The 25767-nt window shown below is 74.2% G+C and carries 21 protein-coding genes; 14 read left to right on the top strand and 7 right to left on the bottom strand.

Annotated features, from left to right (window positions below; translation table 11 throughout):
• Window positions 1-121: 121 nt before the first annotated feature.
• Complete coding sequence (locus K4S16_RS37595; RefSeq protein WP_235037333.1) at window positions 122-1282, bottom strand: transposase; 1161 nt, start codon at window positions 1280-1282, stop codon at window positions 122-124.
• Between the two features lie 209 nt (window positions 1283-1491).
• Here K4S16_RS37595 and K4S16_RS37590 point away from each other — a divergent pair, with 209 nt between their 5' ends.
• Window positions 1492-2949 carry a glutamine synthetase family protein gene (locus K4S16_RS37590; protein WP_200842338.1) on the top strand — a complete coding sequence of 486 codons (1458 nt, stop codon included), beginning with the start codon at window positions 1492-1494 and terminating at the stop codon, window positions 2947-2949.
• 32 nt (window positions 2950-2981) lie between these two features.
• Here the strand turns inward: K4S16_RS37590 and K4S16_RS44695 are convergent, their stop codons facing one another.
• Window positions 2982-3137: a hypothetical protein gene (locus K4S16_RS44695; RefSeq protein WP_160161160.1), complete on the bottom strand. Its 156-nt coding sequence runs from the start codon at window positions 3135-3137 to the stop codon at window positions 2982-2984.
• A gap of 116 nt (window positions 3138-3253) precedes the next feature.
• Between K4S16_RS44695 and K4S16_RS37585 the strand changes: the two genes are divergently transcribed.
• Window positions 3254-3787, top strand: a complete 534-nt coding sequence (locus K4S16_RS37585; RefSeq protein WP_149263846.1) for a CGNR zinc finger domain-containing protein — start codon at window positions 3254-3256, stop codon at window positions 3785-3787.
• 79 nt (window positions 3788-3866) lie between these two features.
• On the top strand, window positions 3867-5258 hold the full coding sequence (locus tag K4S16_RS37580) for an aromatic acid exporter family protein (RefSeq protein ID WP_235037332.1): 1392 nt from the start codon (window positions 3867-3869) through the stop codon (window positions 5256-5258).
• Window positions 5259-5274: 16 nt separating this feature from the next.
• Here K4S16_RS37580 and K4S16_RS37575 read toward each other — a convergent pair whose 3' ends face one another.
• A complete protein-coding gene (locus K4S16_RS37575) occupies window positions 5275-6720 on the bottom strand; it encodes an LVIVD repeat-containing protein (protein WP_149263845.1) in 1446 nt (481 codons plus the stop codon).
• Window positions 6721-6924: 204 nt separating this feature from the next.
• On the opposite strand from K4S16_RS37575, the gene K4S16_RS37570 reads away from it, so the two are divergent.
• The 7 genes from K4S16_RS37570 (at window position 6925) to K4S16_RS37540 (ending at window position 13051) form a co-directional block, all read left to right on the top strand.
• Entirely contained in the window at window positions 6925-8454 is a 1530-nt protein-coding gene (locus tag K4S16_RS37570; protein ID WP_149263844.1) for an ABC transporter substrate-binding protein, read from the top strand.
• A gap of 16 nt (window positions 8455-8470) precedes the next feature.
• Window positions 8471-9010, top strand: a complete 540-nt coding sequence (locus K4S16_RS37565) for an NADPH-dependent FMN reductase (protein WP_235037331.1) — start codon at window positions 8471-8473, stop codon at window positions 9008-9010.
• Between the two features lie 44 nt (window positions 9011-9054).
• Window positions 9055-10077: a LacI family DNA-binding transcriptional regulator gene (locus K4S16_RS37560; RefSeq protein WP_149263843.1), complete on the top strand. Its 1023-nt coding sequence runs from the start codon at window positions 9055-9057 to the stop codon at window positions 10075-10077.
• A 109-nt stretch (window positions 10078-10186) separates the two neighbouring features.
• A complete protein-coding gene (locus K4S16_RS37555; protein WP_149263842.1) occupies window positions 10187-10765 on the top strand; it encodes a TetR/AcrR family transcriptional regulator in 579 nt (192 codons plus the stop codon).
• Entirely contained in the window at window positions 10762-11595 is an 834-nt protein-coding gene (locus K4S16_RS37550; protein ID WP_149263841.1) for an oxidoreductase, read from the top strand. The genes K4S16_RS37555 and K4S16_RS37550 overlap by 4 nt, the downstream gene beginning before the upstream one ends.
• Window positions 11596-11692: 97 nt before the next feature.
• Entirely contained in the window at window positions 11693-12256 is a 564-nt protein-coding gene (locus tag K4S16_RS37545) for a TetR/AcrR family transcriptional regulator (protein ID WP_149263840.1), read from the top strand.
• Between the two features lie 9 nt (window positions 12257-12265).
• On the top strand, window positions 12266-13051 hold the full coding sequence (locus K4S16_RS37540) for an MBL fold metallo-hydrolase (protein WP_149263839.1): 786 nt from the start codon (window positions 12266-12268) through the stop codon (window positions 13049-13051).
• On the opposite strand, the gene K4S16_RS37535 is transcribed toward K4S16_RS37540, so the two are convergent.
• On the bottom strand, window positions 13042-15273 hold the full coding sequence (locus tag K4S16_RS37535; RefSeq protein ID WP_375708363.1) for an ATP-dependent RecD-like DNA helicase: 2232 nt from the start codon (window positions 15271-15273) through the stop codon (window positions 13042-13044). The two genes, K4S16_RS37540 and K4S16_RS37535, sit on opposite strands and share 10 nt — an antisense overlap.
• 27 nt (window positions 15274-15300) lie before the next feature.
• Window positions 15301-16509: an RNA-guided endonuclease TnpB family protein gene (locus K4S16_RS37530; RefSeq protein ID WP_149263837.1), complete on the bottom strand. Its 1209-nt coding sequence runs from the start codon at window positions 16507-16509 to the stop codon at window positions 15301-15303.
• A gap of 24 nt (window positions 16510-16533) precedes the next feature.
• On the opposite strand from K4S16_RS37530, the gene K4S16_RS37525 reads away from it, so the two are divergent.
• Window positions 16534-17400, top strand: coding sequence for a transferrin receptor-like dimerization domain-containing protein (locus K4S16_RS37525; RefSeq protein ID WP_149263836.1), 867 nt, complete (start codon window positions 16534-16536; stop codon window positions 17398-17400).
• Here K4S16_RS37525 and mtnA read toward each other — a convergent pair.
• Window positions 17384-18442 carry an S-methyl-5-thioribose-1-phosphate isomerase gene (gene mtnA, locus K4S16_RS37520; RefSeq protein ID WP_149263835.1) on the bottom strand — a complete coding sequence of 353 codons (1059 nt, stop codon included), beginning with the start codon at window positions 18440-18442 and terminating at the stop codon, window positions 17384-17386. The genes K4S16_RS37525 and mtnA overlap by 17 nt on opposite strands.
• Before the next feature lie 146 nt (window positions 18443-18588).
• On the opposite strand from mtnA, the gene K4S16_RS37515 reads away from it, so the two are divergent.
• Genes K4S16_RS37515 through K4S16_RS37505 form a run of 3 tightly spaced genes read left to right on the top strand, consistent with a single transcriptional unit; the run spans window position 18589 to window position 24209 of the window.
• Window positions 18589-19374: a hypothetical protein gene (locus K4S16_RS37515; protein WP_235037330.1), complete on the top strand. Its 786-nt coding sequence runs from the start codon at window positions 18589-18591 to the stop codon at window positions 19372-19374.
• The gene (locus tag K4S16_RS37510) at window positions 19371-20894 is read left to right on the top strand and encodes a DNA polymerase Y family protein (RefSeq protein ID WP_149263834.1); all 1524 of its coding nucleotides are present in this window, start codon (window positions 19371-19373) and stop codon (window positions 20892-20894) included. The genes K4S16_RS37515 and K4S16_RS37510 overlap by 4 nt, the downstream gene beginning before the upstream one ends.
• Before the next feature lie 45 nt (window positions 20895-20939).
• Window positions 20940-24209 (top strand): error-prone DNA polymerase, encoded by a 3270-nt coding sequence (locus tag K4S16_RS37505; protein WP_149263833.1) that lies wholly within the window; start codon window positions 20940-20942, stop codon window positions 24207-24209.
• 21 nt (window positions 24210-24230) lie between these two features.
• Here K4S16_RS37505 and K4S16_RS37500 read toward each other — a convergent pair whose 3' ends face one another.
• Window positions 24231-25586 carry a transposase gene (locus K4S16_RS37500; RefSeq protein WP_235037329.1) on the bottom strand — a complete coding sequence of 452 codons (1356 nt, stop codon included), beginning with the start codon at window positions 25584-25586 and terminating at the stop codon, window positions 24231-24233.
• Window positions 25587-25767: the final 181 nt, after the last annotated feature.

The raw sequence follows: 25767 nt of genomic DNA, 5'->3' as shown, positions 1-25767 counted from the left end.
TCCGTCAACTACTCGGCCCTGGAAGCGCCGAGCTTGCGAGCTCGGTCCTTGGGGCGTTGTTCGCGCTCCCGACTGCCCGTTACGGCGGGGCGGTCACGGGTCGCATCCACCAGCGCCCGGGCTATGCCGGGGCTGGTTGGGGCATGTTGACAAATACCCACGCCGAGCGTGCGCGGTCGCGCACGTTGACCCCGGCGACGACGTCGGCGGGCCCAGCGAGACCGCACCGGCGACAGTGGAAGTGGTCCCGCGTGGGACGGTTGTTCCTGGCGGTGTGGCCGCAGCGCGGGCAGCGCTGCGAGGTGTAGGCCGCATCCACCTCGATGAAGGCCACACCGGCGCGGCGGGCCTTGTACTCGATGAAGGCGCCGAGCTGGCGGAACGGCCAGGACGACAGGCGTGCCCGCTGGTCGCGAGGAACCGTGACCCGTCCGCGGATCCCACCCAGCTCTTCGAGTGCGATGCCGCGTCCGGTGCGTGCCGCGACGGCGACGACCTGCTTGGAAATCGTGTGGTTGACGTGGCGGGCGTGCCGGGCCTCCCGCCGGGCCCGCTTCTTCAGCAGCCGGGCCGCCGCCCGGGTGCGTTTGGCCTGGAGTTCGGCGCGTTTGCGAGCCTGCCAGCGGCGGTAGCGGTCCAGGCGCCGCCCTTGATGGTTGTCGCCGTCGCTGGTGGTGGCCAGGTTGACGATGCCGCGGTCCACGCCCACCCAGTCGGCGGGTTCGTACACCTGCGGTTCGGGGATGTCGCAGGTGGCGATCAGCAACCACTTCCCGCCCCGGTGGACGAGGTCGGATTCACCGCGCCGGTGCGCGGCCAGTGTCTTGGCCTGCTCGGGTGAGCAGGCGAACCGCAGATGCTTGGCCCGGCCTCTCACGGTCCAGATGCTGACCGTGCCCGCGTCCAGCTGCCAGGACAGGCACCGGTCGTCGTAGGTGTGCGCGGCCTCGGGGCGGAAGGCGATCGGTTTGGCCTCGGCTTTGCGGCGCCGCTTGGAGCCCGGGCCGCCGAGGCCGCCGCCGCGGATACCGGCCCGCAGGGCAGTGTAGGCGTCCACAACCCGTTTGATCACGTGCTGGGCGGCCTGGGCGCCCAGCCCGCCGGCCTTGAGGTCGCCGTAACACAGCCTCCGCAAGGGCAACTCCCGGGCACGGAGCCCGAACCGGGCGAAAGCGACAGCCGAGACGTGATCGGCGGCGGTGTTGACCTGGTGGAGGGTGTCGGTCAGGGCCGCCGCCTGCTCGGGCGTCGGCAGCAGCCTCACCTGCACCACCAGCTTCACAATCCGTGACCATAGCATTACACTCTCCGGAATGTTCGGGGGTTGGACCCTGGCGGCTCTGACGCACCACGTAAGGCAGAAGCGATTCCTCCGGCCCTGAAGAACCCGGGTTCCTCACTAGAAGCCCGCTGAAACGCGCACGCGTTCTCCCTACGATGCCCTTACGGAGCGTGTTCACCTCCGCCGCCACCCGACCGGGAGCCAGCACCGTGGAACCGACCTCTCTTCCCGCCCCCCGGGGGCGCGGCGCCGGAGCGCAGGCACTGGACGGGCACGAGCGCGCCCGGCTCGGCGCCCGCGCCGCCGAGGCGGGGCGCAGGCTGGCCGGCGAGGGCATCGTCGCCGTGGCGCTGACATGGGTGGACGTCAGCGGCATCACGCGCACCAAGACCGTCCCGGTGGAGCGGCTGGAGCACGCGGCGGCATGGGGCGTCGGGATGTCCCCGGTGTTCGACGTGTTCCTGCTGGACGACTCGATCGTGTCCGGGCGGCACATCGGCGGCCCGAGCGGGGACCTGCGGCTGCACCCCGACCTGGACCGGCTCGTCCCGCTGGCCGCGCTGCCGGGCTGGGCGCACGCGCCCGCCCTCCGGTACGCCCAGGACGGCTCGATCCATCCGCTGGACACGCGGGCCCTGCTGCGCCGCGAGGCGGGCCGGCTCGCCGAGCGCGGCTGGGCGGTGAAGGCGGCGTTCGAGATCGAGTGGGCGGTCTCGGACGGTGGCGGCGACGAGTTCTCCCCCGCGTGCGAAGGCCCCGCGTACGGGATGACGCGGGTGACCGAACTGGCCGGCTACCTGCGGGACCTGCTGGAGGCGCTGAGGACGACGGGCGTGACGGTCGTCCAACTGCACCCGGAGTACGCGCCCGGGCAGTACGAGGTGTCGGTCGCCGCCGAGGACCCGGTCGGCGCGGCCGACACCGCCGTGCTCGTCCGGGAGACGATCCGCGCGGTGACGATGCGGCACGGGATGGCCGCCTCGTTCTCCCCCAAGGTCGAGGCCGACTCGGTCGGCAACGGCGCGCACGTCCACCTCAGCCTGTGGCGGGACGGCACGGCGAACGCGGCGGCGAACGGCGCGGTGAACGCGATGGCGGGCGGCCCCGGCCCGTTCGGGATGACGGCGGCCGGGGAGGCCTTCGCGGCGGGCATCCTGCGGCGGCTGCCCGCGCTGCTCGCGGTCGGCGCGCCGTCGGTGGCGAGCTACCTGCGGCTGATCCCCTCGCACTGGTCGGGCGCGTACGCGTGCTGGGGGCTGGAGAACCGGGAGGCCGCGCTGCGGTTCGTGACGGGCGCGGACGGCGAGCGCGCGACCGCCGCGAACCTGGAGGTCAAGTGCCTGGACGGCGCCGCCAACCCGTACCTGCTGCTGGCGGCGCTGCTCGCGGCCGGCCGGGACGGGCTCGGCGCCGACCTCCGGCTGCCGGAGCCGGTCGACGTCGATCCGGCGGGGCTGGCGGAGGAGGAGCGCGCAGCGCGGGGCATCGCCCCGCTGCCGTCGTCGCTGGCCGAGTCGGTCGCGGCGTTCGAGGCCGACGCCGTCCTGCGCGAGGCGCTCGGCGAGGCCGTCACCGACACGGTGGCGGCGGTGCGGCGCGGGGAGATCGCGCTGCTGGACGGGGCGACCCCGCAGCAGGTGGCCGCCGCCACCCGCTGGCGGCACTAGCGGTGCCGCCGAGTGCGCCGCCAGGGGCGCGGCTAGGGGTGCTTCGGCGCGGCCCCGCCGTCGCGGCCGGCCGCCGCGACCGGGCCCGCCTCGAACCGCTGCACGCGCATCTGCGGCCGTCCGCACGCGCAGCGGGTGTAGGTCACCACTCCCTCGGAGGTCAGGTGCCGCGACAGCACCTCGTACACATCGGACTCAGGCCAGCCACAGCGTGGGCATTCCACCGCGCATCCCCAGGGACGTCTGTAAGGGTTATAAACAAGATAACATTTACTGATCGGCTGCGGGACCGGAGGCCCGGGTAATGCGCATCACTGGATACAAGAGTCACGGGGTGGCCGCCGCCGCCGCGCTGGTCAACGCCGTGACGAGCGCCGGCGGGGACGACTCGCCCGGCGCGCTGCGCCGCATCCTGCGGGAGAACGAGTTCTTCTGGCAGGAGTTCGAGGACGCCGACGCCGGCGACTTCCGGCGCTGGGGCCGGGTCCTGCGCCCCTTCTTCGAGGCGCGGAGCCTGGAGGAGGCGATGGCGCTGCTGAACGGGCTCATGCTGGAGATCCCCATGCACCCGCACCTCTCCGACCACGAGCCGCACGGCCTGCACATGCACTACGCGCCGCCCTCGTCCCGGCTGGTGGAGCGGTTCCGCGCGACCACGCTGATGAACCTCGCCGAGCTGATCGTCGAGCACGGGCTCGGCCGGACGGGCGTCTGCGCGGCGGACGGCTGCGACCGCGTGTACGCCGACACGTCCCGGGCGGGCCGGCGCCGGTTCTGCTCGGAGTCCTGCGCCAACCGCACGAACGTCGCCGCGTTCCGCGCGCGTCGGCGGGAGTGACGCCCCCTCCCCGTTGACCTGCGGCTTCAGCGATTTTGTGATCTTTGTCCCTATCTGTGACCTTTACCCGCCTGCGGGCATGACAGAGCGCATGTCGCTCGTGTTCTTCCGCCGGCGTTCCGGCCAGGGTGACCGCCGCGACCGCTCGCCGCTGCGCGTGGCGACGGAGATCCGCTCCACGGTCTTCCGCATCGCCCGCCTGACGGTCACCGCCACGCTGGCGTTCGTGCTGGCCCTGGAGGTGCTCCCGGCCGGCGGGCCGCAGCCGCTGCTGGCACCGCTGACCGCGCTGCTCGTCGTGCAGTTCTCCGTCTACCAGACGATCAAGGCGAGCATCCTGCGGGTCGCCGCCGTCACCTCGGGGGTGCTGGTCGCGGTGATGGCCGCGAGCACGATCGGGTTCTCCTGGTGGACGCTCGGCCTGACGATCCTCGCGGCCCTGGTCATCGGGCACGTGCTGCGGCTCGGCGAGCACGTGCTGGAGGCGCCGATCTCCGCGATGCTGATCTTCGCGCTCGGATCGGCGAGCGAGGCGGGCGCCGCCGACCGCGTGCTGGAGACGCTGATCGGCGCCGCCACCGGGCTGGCGGCGACGCTGCTCGTGCCGACGGTGCGGGTGCGGCCCGCGGAGGAGGCCGTCCAGGACGTCGCCGAGAAGCTGCGGGAGCTGATCGAGGGCATCGCGGACGGGCTGCGCGGCGAGCGCGCCCCGGACGAGGCGGCCCGCTGGCAGGCGGACGCCGAACGCCTCGCGCGCGAGATCGGCCGCGCCGACCGGGACCTCGGCGCCGCCGAGGAGAGCGTCCGGCTCAACCCGCGGACCCAGGCGCGGCGGCTCATCGACGCCGGTGTCGCGCTGCGCAACGCCATGGAGACCATGGAGCACTTCACGCTGTCGCTGCGCGGGCTGACCCGGTCCCTCGCCGACGACGAGCGGCTCGGCGAGCGGGGGCGGCTGCTGACCGACCCCGAGGTGCGCCGCGAGCTCGGCGACGCGCTGGCCGGGATCGCCGCCAGCATCGCCTCCTACGGCCGGCTGGCCCGCTCCGACCTCACCCGCGACGCCCGGCCCTTCCTCGCCGAGCACGAGCTGGAGGTGCGGGTGGACGTGGCCCGCGAGCGCCGCGCCCGGCTCGCCCGGCGGCTGCACGAGCGGGCCGCGGCGGGCGACCTGTGGCCGCTGTACGGGGAGGTCTCCATGGACATCGACCGCCTCATCGAGAACCTGCGGGTCGAGCACCGGGCCCGCGCCCGCGAGCACTGGCGGCGGCACCGCGGCGCCTCGCGGCACCTGCCCGCGCGGCCGGTCCAGGTCGTCCAGCAGGCGGGGCAGCAGCTGCGCCGGGCGGCCGGGTCCGCGGTCGCGGCCGCCGAGCGCGGCGCCGGCGAGATCGAGACGCGCGCGACCGACCCGAGCAGGGCGAAGACCCGCCCCCGGGGGGATGGGGACGGGTCTTCGCGCGGGGCGTGAGGCCCCGGTGGGACGGTCAGCGGAAGGTGGGCTCCAGCACGTCGACGCCGCGGGTGTTGTCGGCGACGTAGACGTACTTGCCGTGCCAGTACGGCTGCCAGGACGCGGCGTCCGCCGGGCGGTAGTAGGCGACCTGCCTGGGGTTCGTCGGGTCCGTGACGTCCAGGAACCGGGTGCCCTGCGAGTAGAACGACTGGGCGATCACGCCGTCCCGCACGTCGAAGTAGTGCGCCGAGCAGTCCGTGCTCTCGGGGTCGCTGCCCTCCTTGCCGGCCACGCCCCAGGTCGCGACGGTGTGCAGGCGGAACTTGTTCTCCGGCGTGGACCGCCAGCCCTCGCCGCCGTAGGAGCCCTTCAGCGACGCGATGACGAGCAGGCCGTCGTTGGCGCAGCCGTCGTTGAACGTCTCCTCGGTGACGTACAGCAGCTTGCCGTTACCCCACCGGCGCGGGTCGGCGGCCTGGTCCCGGGTCCGCCCGACCGCCCGGTAGCTGTTGTGCATGAAGGTGGAGTTGGTGGTGGCCTCGTCCAGGCCGCCGCCCGCGTACGGGACGGGGTCGACCGCGGTGGCCGTGCGCCACTTCTTCCGCAGCGGATCGTAGTGGCGGCCGGTCGTGTAGTAGCCGCGCACGCCGCCGCGTCCGGACGCCCAGGCGACCCCGTCGGAGTCGACCTGGATGTCGTGGGTGTAGTCGGTCTTGCCGTCGTTGCGGCCGGTGTCGATCGGGTCCTTGTGGACCTTCGGCCTGGCCGGGTTGCGCACGTCGGTCACCCAGACGGGGCGCCCGCCCCAGTCCGCGGGCATCCAGCTGGCCTTCGCGGGGCCGCCCGTCCACAGGTACTTGCAGTCGTTCACGCAGGTCGTGGTGTGGCCCGCGGGCACCTTCACGTAGGTGATCTGGCGCAGGCTCTCCGGCTTGGAGGCGTCCACGACGTAGATGCCCGACTCGCCGGTGGCGGTGTTGCCGCCGAACGCGCGCGGGTCCCGGGAGAGGTAGATGATCTTGCGCTTGGGGTCGAAGTCGGTGTCCTCGGTCTCCCACATGCCGGGCATGTTCAGCTGCCCGACCAGCTTGGGGACGCGGGGGTCGGCGCTGATGTCGTAGGCCTTCAGCCCGAACTGGCCGGTAGCGTACATGATCGTCCGCTTGTGCGGGCCGCGGCCGTAGTCCATGAACATCAGGGAGATGGCGCCCTTGGCGTCGGGCACGCCGCCGACGCGCCGCACGCCCTTCACCGCCTCGGACTTCGTGCTCGCGGGGGCCGCCCGGTGGTAGTGCCCGGCGTGGCCGCCGGTGCCCTCGGCGGCCTGACCGCCGGCCGCGGCGGCCTGCTCGGTCTGGGAGTTCTCCGGCTCGGGCGGGCACGCCCAGGCGCTGCCGGCCGTCAGTGCCACGGTCGCCGCGACCGCCGCGGCGCCCTGCAGCAGGCGCCCGGAGGGAAAGGATGTGCGGGGGTGCATCGCGCCTCCACGGAAAGGATCTTCGCAAGCGCCAGTGTGACCGGCGCCGCCGAGGTGATCAACAGGCCCGCGGGTCACGAAATGGACTCAGCACCGTAAGGACTGGTGGGACCTGACATCGTGGTCTAGCCTCCCCTGGGGGCCGCCCCGGCCCTCGGAGCCGTCCCGGCCCGGCGGCGCCCGCCCAGCTCCCGGGAGTGGCCCTTGAAGAGCTCAGCCCGCACCGCCGCCCTGGTCGCCGGGGCCGTGGCGGTGCTGGTGGCGCCCGTCGCGGCCCTGAAGGCGTGGAGCGAACCCGCCGATCCGCGGATCTCGGTCGGCGCCCCGGCCCCCGCGACGCTGCTGCCCGGCGACGTCCGCGACGCCTCCGGCCGGATGATCGCGAACGCGGTGTGGACGGGCCTGGTCGCCTACGACCCGAAGACGGGCGCGCCCGTGAACGCCGCCGCCGAGTCGGTCACCAGCCCGGACCGGCGCGTCTGGACGGTCCGGCTCCGCCCCGGAGCGACGTTCCAGGACGGCTCGCCCGTCACGTCCCGCTCGTTCACCGGCGCCTGGACGGCCGTGCTGCGCGAGGGCTGGGCCGGGTCGCGGCTGTTCACCGAGGTCGCGCACATCAAGGGCGCCCGAGCGGGCGAGGACGGGGTCGCGGGCCTGAAGGTGAAGGACGAGCGGACCTTCGAGGTGACGCTGGACCGCCCCCTCAACGGCTTCCCCGCCCTTCTCGGCGACCCCGCGTTCTTCCCGGTCCCGGAGAGCGTCCTGGCGTCGCGCGACTGGGCGGCCTACGGCCGCGCCCCGGTCGGCAACGGGCCGTTCCGGCTCCGGTCGCGGAGCGCGCGGGAGATCGTCCTGAGCCGGCGCTCGGGCGACGGGCGGTCCGTGGTCGTCAAGGCGATGCCGGAGGCGAAGCGCCAGTACACCGCGGCCGGCTCCGGCGACCTGGACGTCGCCACGACGGTGCCGGCGGACCGGCACGAGACGATGGAGGCCGACTTCGGCGACCGGCACCTCGCCGTCCCCGGCCGCGACGCCGCCTACCTGGCGTTCCCGGCCTGGGCGGAGCGGCTGTCGTCCCCCACGGTCCGGTCGGCGCTGTCGATGGCGATCGACCGCTCCGCCGTCACGGAGGGGCCGCTCGGCCACCAGTACTCCCCCGCCGACTCGCTCGTCGCCCCGGGCATCCGCCCCGGCCGCCGCGAGGGGCAGTGCCGGCTGTGCGTCCACGACTCCAAGGCGGCGGTCGCCGCGCTGGCCGACGCGGGCGGGCTGAAGGGCCCGCTGAACCTCTGGTACGAGGCGGGCCGGGGCGACGACGCCTGGGTGAAGGCGGTCGCGGACCAGCTCCGCAAGGAACTGAAGCTCGACGCGCGCCCCCACCCCGTCGCCGACCTGCGCAAGGCCCTGGACTCCCATGACGTGGACGGCCCCTTCGCCGTCCACACGACCGCCGCCTACCCCGCGCCCGTCGCCGCGCTGACGCCGCTCCTGGACGCCGGGACCGGGTTCGACGACGAGTACACGGCCGGTCTCGTCGCCGAGGCCGAGCGGGCGGTCACCCCCGAGGAGGGCGTGATCCCGGCGCGCCTGGCCGAGAGCGCGATGCTGCGCGACATGCCCGCGATGCCGCTGTGGGCGCACCACGACCACATGGTCTGGTCCGAACGCGTCCGCGGCGTCACCGCCGACGCCTTCGCCGGGCTGCGCCTCGACCGCCTGACCGTCGAGGACTGACCGTAACCTGGTGATCGTGACGAACGTGCTGATGCTGTGCGGAAGCCTGCGCAAGGGGTCCACGAACGAGGCGGCGCTGCGCACCGCGCAGGCCGTGGCGCCGCCCGGGACCGAGGCGACCCTCTACCCCGGCATGGGCGACCTGCCGCACTTCAACCCCGACGACGACCGCGAGCCGCTGCACCCGGCCGTCGCGGGCCTGCGCGCGGCGATCGGTGCCGCGGACGCGCTGCTGATCTGCACCCCCGAGTACGCGGGCGCGCTGCCCGGCTCGTTCAAGAACCTGCTCGACTGGACGATCGGCGGCGGCGAGGTCTACGGCAAGCCCGCCGCCTGGCTGAACGTGGCCTCCCCGTCGGCTCCGACGGGCGGCGGCGACGCGCACGCCTCGCTGCGCAAGGTGCTCGGCTACGCGGGCGCCGAGATCGTCGAGGCCGCGTGCGCGCGGATCCCGGTGACCCGGCCCGACGTGGGCGAGGACGGGCTGGTCCGCACCGCGGAGCCGCGCGAGCGGATCGCCGCGGCGATGGAGGCGCTGCGGGCCGCGCTCCGCTGACGGCAAGTTTCGGGGCGTCGGGCGAAATCCCTATGCTTGCCGGCATGGAGCAGGACGAGGGGGCGGGCCGGGTGACCCTGGCCCAGGTCGCGGACCAGGCCGGCGTCTCCATCTCGACGGTTTCGAAAGTCCTCAACGGCCGCGAGGACGTGGCGCGCGGGACGCGGCTGCGGGTGGAGCGGCTGCTGGAGCAGCACGGCTACCAGCGGGGCTCCCGGATGGCGACGGACGCGCCGCTGATCGAGCTCGTGCTGCACGAGATCGAGAGCCTGTGGACCATGGAGCTGATCCGGGGCGTGGAGAGCGTCGCGAAGGCGAACGGCGCGAGCCTGGTGCTGACCGAGAGCGGCACCCGCCACTCCCCCGGCCCCGAGTGGATCGGCGGGGTGCTGCGGCGCCGCCCGCTCGGCGTCGTGCTGACCTTCTCCAGCCTCGCGCCGCAGGACAAGAAGCGGCTGCGGTCCCGGTCGATCCCGTTCGTCATCATCGACCCGGCCGGCGACCCCGACCCCGACGTCCCCTCGGTCGGCTCGGCCAACTGGTCCGGCGGCCTCGCCGCGACCCGGCACCTCATCGACCTGGGGCACCGGCGGATCGCGATCATCACCGGGCCGGCCGACATGCTGTGCTCGGTCGCACGCCTCGACGGGTTCCGGTCGGCGATGGGCATGGCGGGCCTGGAGGTCGACCCGTCCCTCGTCGCCTACGGCGACTTCCACGTCCAGGGCGGGTTCGAGAGGGCCGCGGAGCTGCTCGCCCGGCCCGACCGGCCGACCGCGATCTTCGCGGGCAGCGACCTGCAGGCGCTCGGCGTGCTGGAGGCCGCGCGGGTGCACGGGCTGCGGGTCCCGGACGACCTCTCCGTGGTGGGCTACGACGACGTCGCGGTGGCGCCCTGGGCCAGCCCGGCGCTCACCACCGTCCACCAGCCGCTGCGGCAGATGGCGGAGTCCGCCGCCCAGATCATCCTGAGCGTCCGCGCGGACGAGCCCGTCGCCACCCGCATGGAGCTGTCGACCAGCCTGGTCGTCCGCAAGAGCACCGCCCCGCCGCCCGAAGCGGGCTGACCGCGCTCAAGCGCGCTCCGCCGTTCCGTCCGGACAGTTCCCCACCGCCGTCGGCCACTCCCTCGCGCCCATGCATGTCACTCTGACATTTTGTGCATAGAATGTCAGAGTGACAGACGCGAGGATCGAACCCATCCTGGACGCCGCGTACACGTGCTTCACCCGGCATGGAGTCCGGCGCACCACGATGGACGACATCGCCCGCGAGGCGGACATGTCGCGCGCGGCGGTGTACCAGCACGTGAGCAACAAGCAGGACGCCTTCCGCCGCCTGGCCGAGCGGCTACTGGAGCGGGCCCTGACCGAGGCCCGGCTCGGCGCGGAGTCCGGCGAAGGGCTCGCGGCGCGGCTCACCGCGGCGCTGGAGGCCAAGCTCGGCTTGGCACTGCGCCTGTGGCAGGACAGCCCCGCGCACGCCGCCGAACTGCTGGGCGAGGACGCCCGCCTGTCCGCCGACCTGATCGAGTCCTACGACACCGCCATGCGCGACCTGCTCGCCGCCACCGTCCGCACCGGCGCCCCGGACGCGGACGCCGCCGAATTCGCCGAACTCCTCCTCGCCCTGACGCGCGGCCTGGAGGCCGACCTCACCGACCCCGAGGCCCCGACCCGACGGCTGCGCCATGCCGTGGCGCTGCTCGTGGCGGGCCTGACCCAGCAGCGACCTCTCACCTCGGAGCAGCCATGACGACCGCAGTCCTGATCACAGGGACCTCCTCCGGCATCGGCCGGGCCACCGCCGAGCGGCTGGCCGCCCGTGCCGAGCTGACCGTCTACGCCACCGCCCGCCGCCCCGAGACGATCGCCGGCCTCGCCGAGACCGGCGCCCGCGTCCTCGCGCTCGACGTGACCGACGACGAGTCCATGCACGCGGCGGTCCGCGCGGTCGAGGCCGAGCACGGGGCGGTCGGCGCCCTGGTCAACAACGCCGGCTACGGCGAGTACGGCACCATCGAGGAGACCGACCTCGGCGGCGTGCGCCGCCAGTTCGAGACCAACGTCTTCGGCCTCGCCCGCATGACCCAGCTCGTCCTGCCCGGCATGCGGACCGCCGGACGAGGACGGATCGTCAACGTCGGCTCAATGGGCGGGCGGATCGTCTTCCCCGCGGGCGGGTACTACCACGCGAGCAAGTACGCCGTCGAAGCCCTCACCGACGCGCTGCGCTTCGAGGTCGCCCCGTTCGGGATCAAGGTCAGCCTGATCGAACCCGGCCTGATCCGCACCTCCTTCGGCGAGACCGCCGCCCACACCCTCGCGGGCTCCGCCGGGTCCGCCGGCCCCTACGCCGCTCTCAACGCCGCCGCGGACCGCCAGATGGCGGCCTCCTACCGCAACGCCGCCCTGTCCGCTCCGCCCGAGTCGGTCGCCAAGGTGATCGAACGCGCCGTCACCGCGGCCCGGCCCCGCTCCCGGTACGTGGTCACCCCCGCCGCCAGGGCTCTGATCCACACCCGCCGCCTGCTCGGCGCCGGCGCCTTCGACGCCTACCTGCGCATGCAGTTCCGCGGCGCCTGAGGCAGGAGCTCGAAACATTTCGGGTCGCCCGATCCGCTCGCGGATCCGTCCCGGCGCCGACTTGTAATCTATAGACCAGTCGGTCTATTTTGGGGTCATGACACCTCGGGGCGAGACGCGCGAGCGCGTCCTGCGGACGGCGGCGGAGCTGTTCCAGCGGCAGGGCTACCACGGCACCGGGCTCAACCAGGTCCTCGCGGAGAGCGGGGCGCCCAAGGGCTCGCTGTACTTCCACTTCCCGGACGGCAAGGAGCAGCTCGCGGCCGAGTCGGTGGCGCGGTCCGGCCGCGCGGTGGGCGAGGCGCTCGCCGAGGCCCTCGTCGCGGCGCCGGACGGGCGCGCCGGGCTGGCCGCCCTCGGCGACCACTTCGCGCGCGCCCTGCTGGAGTCCGGCTTCACCAAGGGGTGCCCGGTCGCGACGGTGGCGCTGGAGACGGCCGCCGAGAGCGAGGCCATCCGAGCCGCCTGCGACGCCGTCTACGCCGAATGGCAGCGGGGCATCGCGGCGGCCCTGCGCGGATGGGGCGTGCCGGAGGAGCGCGCCGATCCGCTGGCGGAGCTCGTCCTGTCGTCGGTGCAGGGCGCCGTCATGCTCGCCCGCGTCCGGCGCGACGTGTCCGTCATCCACGAGGTCACCCGCCGGCTCGGCGACCTGGTCTAAGGAGCATCAATGCGCGTTCACCACCTCGACTGCGCTCCCATGCGGGAGATCGAACCGGCCGACGGGCCGGAGAGCCCGCTGCGGCCGGCGCGGGCCACGGGCCATGTGCTGCTGGTGGAGACCGACTCGGCCGGGCTCGTGCTCGTGGACGCCGGGATCGGGCTCGGCGACATCGAGCGGCCGTCCGAGCGGCTGCTGGACGACTGGGTGGAGATGGCGGGGCCGACGCTCGATCCGTCCGCGACGGCCGTCCGGCAGATCGAAGGGCTCGGGTACTCGGCCGCCGACGTCCGGCACGTCGTCCCGACGCACCTGCACCGCGACCACGCGGGCGGGCTCAGCGACTTCCCGGACGCGGCGGTGCACCTGTTCGAGGCGGAGCTGGCGGACGGCGGCAAGACCCCGGCGCAGCTCGCCCACGGCCCGAAGTGGGTCGCCTACGACGGCGGCGGAGGCGGGACCTGGCACGGCTTCGAGGGCGTCCGGTCGCTGGAGGGCGTGCCCGACGACATCCTGCTGGTCCCGCTCGGCGGCCACACGCCGGGGCATGCCGGCGTGGCCGTCCGCGACGGCGACCGCTGGCTGCTGCACGCGGGCGACGCGTACATGTACCACGGGGAGGTCGACCGCCCAGAGCCGGTCGTGCATCCGCTGATGGAGCTCGTCCAGATGAGCGGCGAGGTCGACCGGGAGCTGCGGCTCGCGAACGTGGCGCGGCTGCGGGAGCTGGCGCACGGCGGCGAGGTCGAGGTGTTCTGCGCCCACGACCCCTGGGAACTGGCCCGCTACCGCTGACCCAGGCGGTGGGCCAGGGCGGTGTGGCGGCGGCCGGCGCCGGCGGTGCGGACGGCGGCGGCCAGGGCGCGGCGCGACCCGACGAGGACCACGAGCTTCTTGGCCCGGGTGATGCCGGTGTAGAGGAGGTTGCGGCGCAGCATCATCCACGCGCCGGTGGTGAGCGGGATGACGACGGCCGGGTACTCGCTGCCCTGGGACCGGTGGATCGTGATCGCGTACGCGTGGGCGAGCTCGTCCAACTCGTCGAAGGCGTAGTCGACGCTCTCGTCCTCGTCGGTCACCACGGTCAGGGACTGGTCCTCCGGGGAGACGGACGACACGACGCCGACGGTGCCGTTGAAGACGCCGGCCTCGCCCTTGTCGTAGTTGTTGCGCAGCTGGGTGACCTTGTCGCCGACGCGGAAGACCCGGCCGCCGTAGCGGCGTTCGGGGCGGGCCTCGTCGTGCGGGGTCAGCTTCTCCTGGAGCAGTGAGTTCAGCGTGCCGGCCCCGGCGGCGCCCCGGTGCATCGGGGTGAGGACCTGGACGTCGCGGCGCGGGTCGAGGCCGAACCTGCGCGGGATGCGGTTCGCGACGACGTCCACCGTCAGCTCGGCGGCCTCGTCCTGCTCCTCGCAGGGGAACAGGAAGAAGTCGGGGTAGCCGCGGGTGTGGGGGTGGTCGCCGGAGTTGACGCGGTGCGCGTTGACGACGATGCCCGACTGCTGCGCCTGCCGGAAGATCCTGGTGAGCCGGACGCGCGGGACGGCCTCGGCGCCGAGCAGGTCGGCCAGCACCTCGCCCGCGCCGACGGACGGGAGCTGGTCGACGTCCCCGACGAGCAGCAGGTGCGCGCCGCGCGGGATGGCCTTCACCAGCTTGTTGGCCAGGATCAGGTCGACCATGGAGCACTCGTCGACGACGACGAGGTCGGCGTCGAGGGGGTTGTCCTGGTCGTACTTGGGGTCGCCGCCCGGCTGGAGCTGGAGCAGCCGGTGCACGGTCGCGGCCTCGTGCCCGGTCAGCTCCGCGAGCCGCTTGGCCGCCCGGCCCGTCGGCGCCACCAGGACGATCTTGGCGTGCTTGGCGGCGGCCAGCTCCACCACCGAGCGGACGGTGAAGCTCTTGCCGCAGCCGGGGCCGCCGGTCAGCACCGCGAGCTTGGAGGTGAGCGCCAGCTTGACGGCGTCCTCCTGCTCGGGGGCGAGCGCCTGGCCGGTGCGCTGCCTGAGCCACGGGAGCGCCTTGTCCCAGTCGACGTCGGCGAACGCCTTGAGGCGGTCGGCCGGGGCGTCGAGCAGCTCCAGCAGGCCGCGGGCCAGGGAGCGTTCGGCGCGGTGGAACGGGACGAGGTACACGGCTGGGATCGTCGCGGCGTCCTCCCCCTCCCCGGGGATCGGCTCCCGGACGACGCCCTCCTCGCGCGCCAGCTCCTCCAGCGCCGGGACGACCAGCTCCCGCCCGACGCCGAGGATCTTCTCGGCCGCCGTGACGAGGTTGGGCTCGGGCAGGAAGCAGTGCCCGTCGTCGGCGGCCTCCGACAGCGTGTACTGCAGGCCCGCCTTGATCCGCTCGGGGCTGTCGTGGGGGATGCCGACGGCCTGCGCGATCGTGTCGGCGGTCTTGAACCCGATCCCCCACACGTCCGAGGCGAGCTGGTAGGGCCGCTTGCGGACGGTGTCGATCGAGGCGTCCCCGTACTGCTTGTAGATGCGGACGGCGAGGGAGGTGGAGACGCCGACGCCCTGGAGGAAGACCATGACCTCCTTGATGGCCTTCTGCTCCTGCCAGGCGTCCCCGATCCGCTTGGTGCGCTTGGGGCCGAGGCCCTGGACCTCGACGAGGCGCTCCGGCTCCTCCTCGATGACGCGCAGGATGTCGGTGCCGAAGTGCGAGACCATCCGGTCGGCCATCACCGGGCCGATGCCCTTGATCATCCCGGAGCCGAGGTAGCGGCGGATGCCCTGGATCGTCGCCGGCAGGACGGTCGTGTAGGAGTCGACCTCGAACTGCTTGCCGTACTTCGGATGCGAACGCCAGCGCCCGACCAGGCGCAGGCTCTCCCCCACCTGCGCGCCGAGCAGCGCGCCCACGACGGTGAGCAGGTCGGGCCCGCTCCTGGCGGTCGCGACGCGCGCGACGGTGTACCCGGTGTCCTCGTTCGCGTAGGTGATCCGCTCCAGCACCGCCTCCAGCTCCGCCGGACGCGGCGTGGCGGGTGGGTTCGGGGAGGTCGGCACGACAACCATGTTGACATCCTCCCTCGCCTAGAGGCGAAGGGCTCCAGCGGTCGCCCGCCGGGTTTCCTGCTTCGCCGACGACCGCCCCGTCCGGGAGGTGTCCCGTTGAGGTCTTACACCGTCTCCACAGGCGGTCACCGCCAGCCCGGCGGCCAGGATGTTGCGCGCCGCGTTCACATCGCGGTCATGCACCGCGCCGCACTCGCACGTCCATTCGCGGAGGTCCAGCGGCAGCTTGGCGCGGACCGTGCCGCAGGTTCCGCACAGCTTCGTGGAAGGGAACCAGCGGTCGACCACGACCAGGTCGCGCCCGTACCAGGCGCACTTGTACTCCAGCATCGAGCGCAGCTCGCGCCACGCGGCGTCAGACATGGCGCGCGCGAGCTTGCGGTTCTTGAGCATATTGCCGACGGTGAGGTCCTCGATCACGACCGTTTGGTTCTCACGGACGAGACGAGTCGACACCTTATGCAGGAAGTCGCGGCGCCGGTCGGCGATCCGCGCATGCACCTGGGCGACTCTGCGGCGGGCCTTGTCCCGGTTGGCCGAACCCGGGGCTTTGCGGGACAGGTCCCGCTGCGCCTTGGCCAGGCGGGCGCGGTCACGGCGCTCGTGCCGGGGATTGTCGACCTTCTCCCCAGACGACAGCACCACCAGGGAAGTAATCCCGGCATCGATCCCGACCGCGCTCTCTGTGGCCGGGGCCGCAGGAATGATGTCCTTGCACAGCAAGGACACGAACCAGCGGCCCGCGCTGTCGCGCGACACCGTCACCGTGCTCGGCTCCGCTCCCTGGGGCAGCGGACGCGACCAGCGGATGTCCAGCGGCGCGGTCATCTTGGCCAGCGTGAGGTGGCCGTCGCGCCAGGTGAAGGCGCTGCGGGTGTACTCGGCCGACGCACGCGACCGCTTGCGCGACTTGAACCTCGGGTAGGCGGCGCGCTTGGCGAAGAAGTTGGTGAACGCCATCTGCAGATGCCGCAGCGCCTGCTGCAGCGGCACGCACGACACCTCCGCCAGAAAGGCAAACTCCCTGGTCTTCTTCCACTGCGTCAGCAAGGCCGAGGACTGCGTGTAGGAGATGCGCCGCCGCTCGACGTGCCAAGCCCGGGTGCGTTCCTCCAGCGCCTTGTTGTACACCAGGCGCACGCAGCCAAACGTCCGCGACAGCTCCGCCGCCTGCTCCTCAGTGGGATAGAAGCGGTACTTGAACGCCCGCCTGACCTGCCGCGCCACGTCCTGCACCCTACTGACCCTGACGTGAGCCAGGCCGACGAACGCCGAATCACCACAGAAGAACCCGATGACGGCGCCGGAGGGTCGCGGTTCGGTGCGGCGGCGACGCCCGCCCTCGACCGGTCGGTGGTGGACGCCTCCAAGGAGGTGCGGTGGCCCGGCACGAACGGGACGCTGCACGAGGCGTGGAAGGCGCAGAACGGCGGCGAGACCCCGATCGACCGCATCGGCGGCGGCTCTGACTTCCAGCCGTTCTTCCAGCGGTATGGAGTGCCCGCCATGGACCTCGGGTCCGCGTCGCCGGGCTCGCCCGGGAACTACCACTGCTCCTGCGACGACTTCTACTGGACGGCGCACTTCGGCGACCCGTCGTGGGAGTACCACGCGGCGATGTCGCGGCTGGCCGGGATCGCGACGCTGCGGCTCGCCGACGCCGACGTGATCGCGATGCGGTACCGCCCGTACGCGGCGGAGACCGCCGGATACCTGGCCGGCTTCACCGCCGAGCAGCGCAAGCGGCTCGGGTCGGTCGTCGTGGACGTCTCGCGCGACATCGCGCAGGCCAGGGCCTGGCGGCGCGCGGCGGAGGCGCTGCAGGCGCGCGCGGACGAGGCGCTGCGCCGGGGCGACACGGCCGCGTTCCGGCGCCTCAACGACAAGATCATGCGGACCGAGCGGGATCTGCTGACGCGGGCCGGGCTGCCGGGCCGCCCCTGGTACCGGCACCAGATCTACGCGCCGGGGATCGACACCGGCTACGCGACGCAGCGGCTTCCCGGGCTGCACGACGCCCTGTTCGCCGACCGCGACGTCCGTGCCGCCAGGGCGCAGGAGGCGCGCCTGTTCGAGAGCCTGCGCGCCGCCACCCGCACCCTCACGCCCGAGGAGTGACCCCAGGGGCGGTCGCGGCCGCCCGCTGAGCGGGTGTGGCGCCCGCGGAGACCTCCAGCACGCCCGTCTCGGTGACCAGCGCGGTCACCAGGCGGGCGGGCGTGACGTCGAACGCGGGGTTGAACGCGCCCACCCGCTCCGGGGCGGTCCGCGCGCCGCCCCAGGCGAGGATCTCCTCGGCCTCGCGCTCCTCGATCGGCACGCCGGTCCCGTCGGGGAGCGCGAGGTCGACCGTGCTCCACGGCGCGGCGACCACCAGGGGTACCCCGGCCTCCCGGCAGGCCAGCGCCACGCCGACCGAGCCGATCTTGTTGGCGGTGTCGCCGTTGGCGGCGATCCGGTCGGCGCCGATGACCGCGACGTCCACCAGGCCGCGCAGGATCGTGCTCGGCGCGGCCCCGTCCGCCTGCACGACGCACGGGATGCCGGCCTGGTCGAGCTCCCACGCGGTGAGCCGCGCGCCCTGCAGGAGGGGGCGGGTCTCGTCCGCGTAGACGAGCTCGACGCGTCCCCGGTCGTGCAGTTCCCGGACGACGCCGAGGGCCGTCCCCCAGCCGGCGGTGGCGAGCGCCCCGGCGTTGCAGTGCGTCAGGACGCGCAGGGCCCGGTCCCCCGCCCGCGCGAGGATCCAGTCGGCGCCGTGCGCCCCGATGGCCCGGTTGCCGCGCACGTCCTCGTCGAGCAGGGCCTGGGCCTCGGCCGCCACCGCGCCGGCGCCCCGCGCCACGAACGGCAGCACCCGGTCGACGCCGGCGGCCAGGTTCACCGCCGTCGGGCGCGCCTCCCGGACGCGGGCGATCGCGGCGTCGCGCCGGGCGTCGTCCCAGCCCTCGCGCGCGGCCTGCGCCACGGCGACGGCGACGCCGAACGCGCCCGCCACGCCGAGCGCGGGGGCGCCCCGCACCACCAGCCGCCTGATGGCGTCCACGAGCGCGTCGACGTCGCGGACCGTGCGGAACTCGACCCGGCCGGGCAGGACGGTCTGGTCGAGCAGCCGCAGGGCGTCGCCCGTCCATTCGAGGGTCGGCACGTCGTTCGTCATGCCTCCATCATGTCCGAAATGCCGGGAGGCCCTGCCCCACCAGGCTTTCGGGCCCGCCCGGCTCCCCCGTGTGACCTGCGACAACTTGACAGAGGTCGAACTCGTGTTCGAAATTGATCCGGGAGGGTTCGAGAGGAGGAACGAGCGTGCCGGAGGCGGCCCTGCGGGATCTCGCGACGGCGCTGGAGGGCGCCGGAGCGGGGACGGCGCCGCACGCGACCGTGCCGGTCCTGCCCGCGCTGCGGACCGTGGTCCCCGGCGGCGGGCTGCGTCCCGGCTCGGCCGTCGGGCTCGACGGCCCCGGCGCCGCCTCCCTCGGCCTCGCGCTCGTCGCGGGCGTGTCCCGGCACGGCGGCGAGGACGGCGCCGGCGGCTGGTGCGGCGTCGTCGGCCTCCCCGGCTTCGGCGTGGCGGCCGCGGCGGGCATGGGCGCCGCGCCCGAGCGGCTCCTGCTCGTCGACGAGCCCGGCGACCGCTGGCCGGACGTGGTCGCCGCGCTGGCCGAGGCCGTCGACCTGGTCCTGCTGTGCCCGCCGGAGCGGCCCGGCGCCGCCGCGGTCCGCCGGCTGTCGGCGCTGGCCCGCAAGCACGGCTGCGTCCTCACGCTGACGGGGGCGTTCGCCCGCGACTGGCCCGGCACCCGGCTCCGCCTCCGCGTGGAGGATCCCGCCTGGGAGGGCCTGGCCGAGGGGCACGGCCGGCTCACCGGCCGCCGCGTCCAGGTGGTCGCCGAGGGCCGGGACGCCCCCGGCGCCGGCCGCCGCGCGAGTCTCTGGCTCCCCGCGCCCGACGGCACCGTCCGGCCGGTCGAGACGGCACGGCCGCCGCTGGAGCTGGTCCCCGGCTCCGTGGCCGCGGGCGCGCCCGTGCATCCGCGGCCGGCCGGCGCCCCGCCGTTCGTGCGGGCGGCGGTCGAGGAGGGGATCGCGTGACCAGGGTCCTCGTGGCGTGGTGCCCGGACTGGCCGGTCACCGCGGTCGGGATCGACGCGGCGACGCCGGGGGCCGTGGTCGTGCGGGGGCAGGTCGCGGCCTGCTCGGCGGCGGCGCGGGCCGAGGGCGTGCGGCGCGGGCAGCGGCTGCGGGACGCCCAGCGGCGGTGCCCCGGGCTGGTGGTGCGCGAGCGCGACCCCGACGCGGAGGGGCGCCGGTTCGAGGCGGTCGCGGAGGCGGTCGCGGAGCTGACGCCGCGCGTGGAGGTGGTGCGGCCGGGGCTGTGCGCGATCCCGGCGCGCGGCCCGGCCCGGTTCTACGGGGGCGAGGAGGCGCTGCGCGTCCTCGTGCAGGACACCGTCGTCGAGGCCGGGCACGACTGCGGGACGGGCGTCGCGGACGGCCTGTTCGCGGCCGAGCTGGCGGCGCGCGCGGGCCAGGGCGGCATCGTGGTGCCCGAGGGCGGCGCGGCGGCGTTCCTCGCGCCGTACCCGCTGTCGGTGCTCGACCGGCCGGAGCTGGCCGACCTGCTGCGGCGCCTCGGGATCAAGACCCTCGGCGACTTCGCGGCGCTGCCGTCCGGGCACGTCGCCGGCAGGTTCGGGGCCGACGGTGCGCTCGCGCACCGGCTGGCGCGGGGCGAGGAGCCGCGCCCGCTCGCGCCGGTCCGCGCCGCGGCCGACCTGTCGGTGCGCGCCGGCTTCGACCCGCCCGCCGAGCAGGCGGAGCGGGTCGTGTTCGCGGCGAAGCGGCTCGCGGGCGAGCTGCACGAGGGCCTCGCCGCGGCCGGGCTGGCGTGCGTCCGGCTGGAGGCCGCGGTCGGGTTCGCCGACGGGCACGTCCTGCGGCGGCTGTGGCGGCACGACGGGCTGTCGGCGCTGGCCGTGGCCGAGCGGGTCCGCTGGCAGCTGTCGGCCCACCGGCCGGCCGGGCAGGACGGGAGCGGCGAGGCAGTCTGGGGCGGCGTGACGTGGGTCGAGCTGGCGCCCGACCAGCTCGTCCCCGACCTCGGGCGGCAGGAGGGCCTCTGGGGGCGCACCACCGTCACCGACCGGATCGCGCGGGCCGCCGACCGGATCCAGGCGCTCCTCGGCCACCACGGCATCGCGCGGCCCGTGCTGGTGGGCGGGCGCGGGCCGGGCGAGCGGGTGGTCCGCGTCCCGGTCGGCGACCTGCCGCCCGCCGCAGCGCCGGAGGGGCCGTGGCCCGGGAGCGTGTCCGGGCCCGCGCCGGCGGTCGTCCCCGTCACCCCGGCGCCCGCCGAGCTGGCCGACGCGTCCGGCGCGGCGGTCGTGGTGTCGGCGCGGTGCGAGGTGTCCGCGCCGCCCGCGACGCTGTCCGTGCGCGGGCGCCCCGCCGCCGTGACCGGCTGGACGGGCCCGTGGCCCGCGGACGAGCGCTGGTGGGACCCGGCCGCCGCGCGCCGCCGCGCCCGGTTCCAGGTCACCACCGACGACGGCGCCGCCTACCTGCTCGCCGTCGAGGGCGGGCGCTGGCACATCGAGGCCGTCTATGACTGAGGCGTCCATGACCGAGCCATCTGTGATCGAAGGGTGCTCCGGCTGATGGGATGGCACAACCCGCCGATCTCCTGGAAGGAGTTCGAGGGGCGGCTGTCGTGGCGGCCCGGCGAGCGGGCGCCCGAGCCGCCGCCGGAGCCGGCCGGCGTCCCCCGCCGCGCCGAGGGGGAGGTGCCGTGGGCGGAACTGCACGTCCACTCCTCGTTCAGCTTCCTGGACGGGGCGAGCGACCCCGGCGCGCTCGTCGCCGAGGCGGCGCGGCTCGGCGTGCGGGCGATGGCGGTCACCGACCACGACGGCATGTACGGGGCGGTGCAGTTCGCGCAGGCCGCGGCCGAGGCCGGGATCGGCACCGTGTTCGGCGCGGAGCTGGGCCTCGGCCTGCCGGGGCCCCGCACCGGCGAACCCGACCCGGCGGGCCGGCACCTGCTGGTCCTCGCCCGGGGCGCCCCCGGCTACGCGCGGCTCTGCTCGGCGATCACGTCCGCGCAGCTCGCGGGCGGGCTGAAAGGCCGTCCCGTCTACGACGTCGACGCGCTGGCCGGTGCGCACGACGGCCACTGGGCCGTCCTCACCGGCTGCCGGAAGGGCCCGGTCCCGGCGGCGCTGGAGTCGGGCGGGCCGGACGCGGCGGAGCGGGAGCTGCGCGGGCTGGTCGGCATGTTCGGCCGCGAGAACGTGTTCGTCGAGCTGATCGACCACGACCAGCCCGACGACGACCTGCGCAACGACGCCCTGTTCGCGCTGGCGCGCCGGACCGGGGTGGACGTGGTGGCGTCCAACAACGTGCACTTCGCCGCGCCCGGCGCCGACGCGCGGCTGGCGCAGGCGATGGCCGCCGTCCGGGCCCGCCGCGGCCTGGACGACATGGTCGGCTGGCTTCCGGCGAGCGGCACCGCGCACCTGCGGAGCGGCGCGGAGATGGCGCGGCGGCTGGCGCGCTTCCCCGGCGTCCTGGAGCGGACGGTCGCGCTGGCCGAGGAGTGCCGGTTCGACTTCGACGTGGTCGCGCCCCGGCTGCCCGACTGGCCCGTCCCCGACGGGCACGACGAGGCGAGCTGGCTGCGGCGCCTGGTGAAGGAGGGCGCGCTCAAGCGGTACGGGCCGCCCGAGCGGGAGCGGGTCACCGGCGCGTACGAGCAGATCGCCCGGGAGCTGGACGTCATCGAGCAGCTCCGCTTCCCCGGCTACTTCCTGATCGTGCACGACATCGTCGAGTTCTGCCGGAGCAGGGGCATCCTGTGCCAGGGGCGGGGGTCGGCGGCCAACTCGGCGGTCTGCTACGCGCTCGGCATCACCGGGGTCGACGCCGTCCGGCACGGCCTGCTGTTCGAGCGGTTCCTGTCGCCCGGCCGCGACGGCCCGCCCGACATCGACCTCGACATCGAGCACCGGCGCCGCGAGGAGGCCATCCAGTACGTCTACGGCAAGTACGGGCGCGAGTGCACCGCGCAGGTCGCGAACGTCATCAGCTACCGCCCGCGCATGGCCGTCCGGGACGCGGCCCGCGCGCTCGGCTTCTCCCCCGGCCAGCAGGACGCGTGGTCGAAGAGCATCGACCCCCGCGATCCGGTCGGGTCCGAGACCGACATCCCGGCGCCGGTGATGGACCTCGCCGAGCGGATGCTGAAACTCCCCCGCCACCTCGGCATCCACTCCGGCGGCATGGTCATCGCAGACCGGCCCGTCGGGGAGATCTGCCCGATCGAGTGGGCGACGATGCCGGGCCGCAGCGTCCTGCAGTGGGACAAGGACGACTGCGCGGCGGCGGGCCTGGTCAAGTTCGACCTGCTCGGCCTCGGGATGCTCGCGGCGCTGCACGACTGCTTCGACCTGGTGGCCGAGCACCACGGGCGCCGCTACGACCTCCAGTCGATCCCGCCGGACGACCCCGAGGTCTACGACATGCTGTGCGACGCCGACACGGTCGGGGTGTTCCAGGTCGAGTCGCGGGCGCAGATGGCGACGCTGCCCCGCCTCAAGCCCCGCGAGTTCTACGACCTGGTCGTGGAGGTCGCGCTGATCAGGCCGGGGCCGATCCAGGGCGGGTCCGTGCACCCCTACCTGCGGCGGCGCAAGGGCCTGGAACCCGCCGAGTGCCCGCACCCGCTGATGGAGCCGGCCCTGTCCCGGACGCTCGGCGTCCCGCTGTTCCAGGAGCAGATGATGCAGCTCGCCGTCGACTGCGCGGGCTTCACCCCGGCCGAGTCCGACCAGCTCAGGCAGGCGATGGGCGCCAAGCGCGCACCCGAGCGCGTCGAGCGGCTGAAGCGGCGGCTGCTGGACGGGATGGCCGAGCGCGGCATCCCGGCCCCCGTCGCGGAGAGCGTGTACGAGAAGATCCTCGGCTTCACCGGGTTCGGGTTCCCCGAGTCGCACGCGCAGAGCTTCGCCCATCTGGTGTACGCGAGCGCCTGGCTGAAGCGCCACCACCCCGCCGCCTTCACCGCCGCCCTCGTGCGCAACCAGCCGATGGGGTTCTACAGCCCGCAGAGCCTCCTGGCCGACGCCAGGCGGCACGGCGTCGTCGTCCGGGGCGTGGACGTCAACGCCAGCGGCGTCCACCCGGCCCTGGAGGAGCCCGTCGAGGTCGACTCCGGCCATCCCCACGCGCCCGCCGCGCCGCAGCCCGCGATCCGGCTGGGGCTGGCGGGCATCCGCAACCTCGGGGACGACACCGCCGAGGCCATCGCGGCGGGCCGCCCCTACACGGACATGGAGGACCTCGCCCGCCGCGTGCCGCTGTCGGCGGGCGCGCTGGAGGCGCTCGCCACCGCGGGCGCGTTCGACCGGTTCGGCCTGTCGCGGCGCGAGGCGCTCTGGGCGGCGGGCGCGCTGGCGGGCTCCGGGCCCGGACGGCTGGAAGGCGTCACGCCGGGCGCGGCGGCCCCCGCCCTGCCGGCGATGACGCCGATCGAGGAGACCCTCGCCGACCTGTGGGCGACCGGCGTCTCGCACACCCATCCGGTCGCGCACGTCCGGGACGCGCTGGACGAGCTCGGCGCCCTGTCGTCGGCGCGCCTCGCCGAGACGCCCGGCGAGACCAACGTCGTCGTCGCGGGGCTCGTCACCCACCGGCAGCGCCCGCCGACGGCCGGCGGCATCGTGTTCATGACACTGGAGGACGAGACCGGCATCATCAACGTGGTGTGCCCGCCGCAGGTGTTCCAGCGGTTCCGCGGCCTCGCGGTCGACTCGCAGGCGCTGCTGGTCAGCGGCCGTCTGGAGCGCGCCGACGGGGTCGCCAACGTGCGCGCGACGCGGTTGCGGCGGCTCCCGGTGCCCGGCCGGGTCCGGGCCCGCAACTTCCACTGAAACGAGATCGGGGCGCCCGCGCTAGAACCTCACCGCGTCCTCTGACATCGTATGGAGGCGTTGGGGCCGCGTGCCGCCGTGGGGCGGTCGCCAAGACGTGGCTGGGGCGGAAGGTGAGACTCCGTGACTCCACCCACGCGTAAACGCGCGGGCTTCCTGCGTCGGTGGCCAGGCCACGTCGCAGCGGGCCAGCCCGGCCCGGTTGAGGACGTTCAATGCACCGACGTGGTCGGCGTTGGCTGCGAACCCGCATGCGGTGCATCGGAAACCGGCTTGGGTGACGCGGTTCTCCGCGCTGACGTGCCCGCATTCGGGACACGTGCGGGAAGTGTTGCGGGCGTCCACCGCGATCACATGGCGACCGGCGCTCTCAGCCTTGTTCGCAAGGATCGTCAGGAATTGCCCCCAACCCGCGTCCAAGATGTTGCGGTTAAGCCCGGCCTTGGCGGCGGCGCGGTTGGGCAGAAACGCGCCGCCGTTGCCGGGGGCGGGCTTGGGTGCGGGTGCCTTTACCATACCCGCCGTGTTGAGCTGCTCGTGTGCGATGACGTCATGGTCGCGGACCAGCCGCAATGCGGTCTTGTGGTGGTGATCCAAGCGCTGCCTGCGGACCTTGGCGTAGAGCTTGGCGACCCTGCGGACGGCGGCCCGGTGCCTCTTGGTGCGTTGCCGGGTCCGTTTCGGGAACGTCGCCAGGTGCCGTTGGGCCTCGACCAGCTCGGTGGCCGCCGCGCCCAGGAACCGGGGATTGGGAACGTGCTCGCCGTCGGCGGTGGTCAGGAAATGAGTCACGCCCATGTCGATCCCCGTGACCGCGCCCGTGGGGTCCAACGGCTCGGCAGGGACGTCGGCGCAGACGATGATGACGTGCCAGCGGGTGCCCTCGCGTTTGACACTGATGGTCCTCACACGGCCCTGGACGGCCCGGTGGCGGTGGACGCGGACGTGTCCGACGCCCTGGAGCCGAACGCGGGTCTGCCGATCGTGCGGGGTGGAGTCCCAGCGGCACCCGTCACCGTCTTTGGGGAAGGTGACGGTGTTGAAACGCCCGGTGCCCTTGAATCGCGGGTATCCGGGGCTCGCACCGTTCTTGAGTCGCTGGAAGAACGCGGCGAACGCCTTGTCCAACCGGCGCAGGGTGGCCTGTTGCGAAGAGAACGACCAGCGGCCCTGACATTCGGGGTCGAACGCCCGGATCTCCTTGAGCTGCGCGGACTGTTCTCCGTACCGGATCGTGGTCTTGGACGGGTGCCGGTAGGCGTCCCGCCTTTCCTGGAGCGCAGCGTTGTACAACGACCGGTGGTCCCGCAGCATCTCGGCCAACGCCTGTCGTTGGCGCGAGGTCGGACGGAGCAGGAACTTGTAGGCGCGTATCACGGCCCGTCCCCCTTGTGCGAGGGACGTTCCACCGGCACGATCTCCCACCCCCGTTCGTCAACCGTGATCCGGGTCAGTTCGTCCAGGCCGGATGCGACCTGGCCGCCGAAGACCGGACGGCGGCATTTCGGGCACCGCACCACGTGCAGCCCGAGGCCCTACACACCGCCGGACAACCGGC

It is taken from the genome of Actinomadura sp. K4S16 (genome assembly GCF_008327685.1).
Taxonomy (GTDB): Bacteria; Actinomycetota; Actinomycetes; order Streptosporangiales; family Streptosporangiaceae; genus Spirillospora.
Note: the sequence above shows the minus strand (reverse complement) of the source record. Positions and strands in the feature narration are given on the sequence as shown.

Coding starts and splice junctions, on each gene's coding strand:
- K4S16_RS37560 (WP_149263843.1), top strand. CDS start 9,055: ATGGAGCAGGACGAGGGGGCGGGCCGGGTGACCCTGGCCCAGGTCGCG.
- K4S16_RS37540 (WP_149263839.1), top strand. CDS start 12,266: ATGCGCGTTCACCACCTCGACTGCGCTCCCATGCGGGAGATCGAACCG.
- K4S16_RS37580 (WP_235037332.1), top strand. CDS start 3,867: ATGACAGAGCGCATGTCGCTCGTGTTCTTCCGCCGGCGTTCCGGCCAG.
- K4S16_RS37505 (WP_149263833.1), top strand. CDS start 20,940: ATGGGATGGCACAACCCGCCGATCTCCTGGAAGGAGTTCGAGGGGCGG.
- K4S16_RS37550 (WP_149263841.1), top strand. CDS start 10,762: ATGACGACCGCAGTCCTGATCACAGGGACCTCCTCCGGCATCGGCCGG.
- K4S16_RS37575 (WP_149263845.1), bottom strand. CDS start 6,720: ATGCACCCCCGCACATCCTTTCCCTCCGGGCGCCTGCTGCAGGGCGCC.
- K4S16_RS37545 (WP_149263840.1), top strand. CDS start 11,693: ATGACACCTCGGGGCGAGACGCGCGAGCGCGTCCTGCGGACGGCGGCG.
- mtnA (WP_149263835.1), bottom strand. CDS start 18,442: ATGACGAACGACGTGCCGACCCTCGAATGGACGGGCGACGCCCTGCGG.
- K4S16_RS37585 (WP_149263846.1), top strand. CDS start 3,254: ATGCGCATCACTGGATACAAGAGTCACGGGGTGGCCGCCGCCGCCGCG.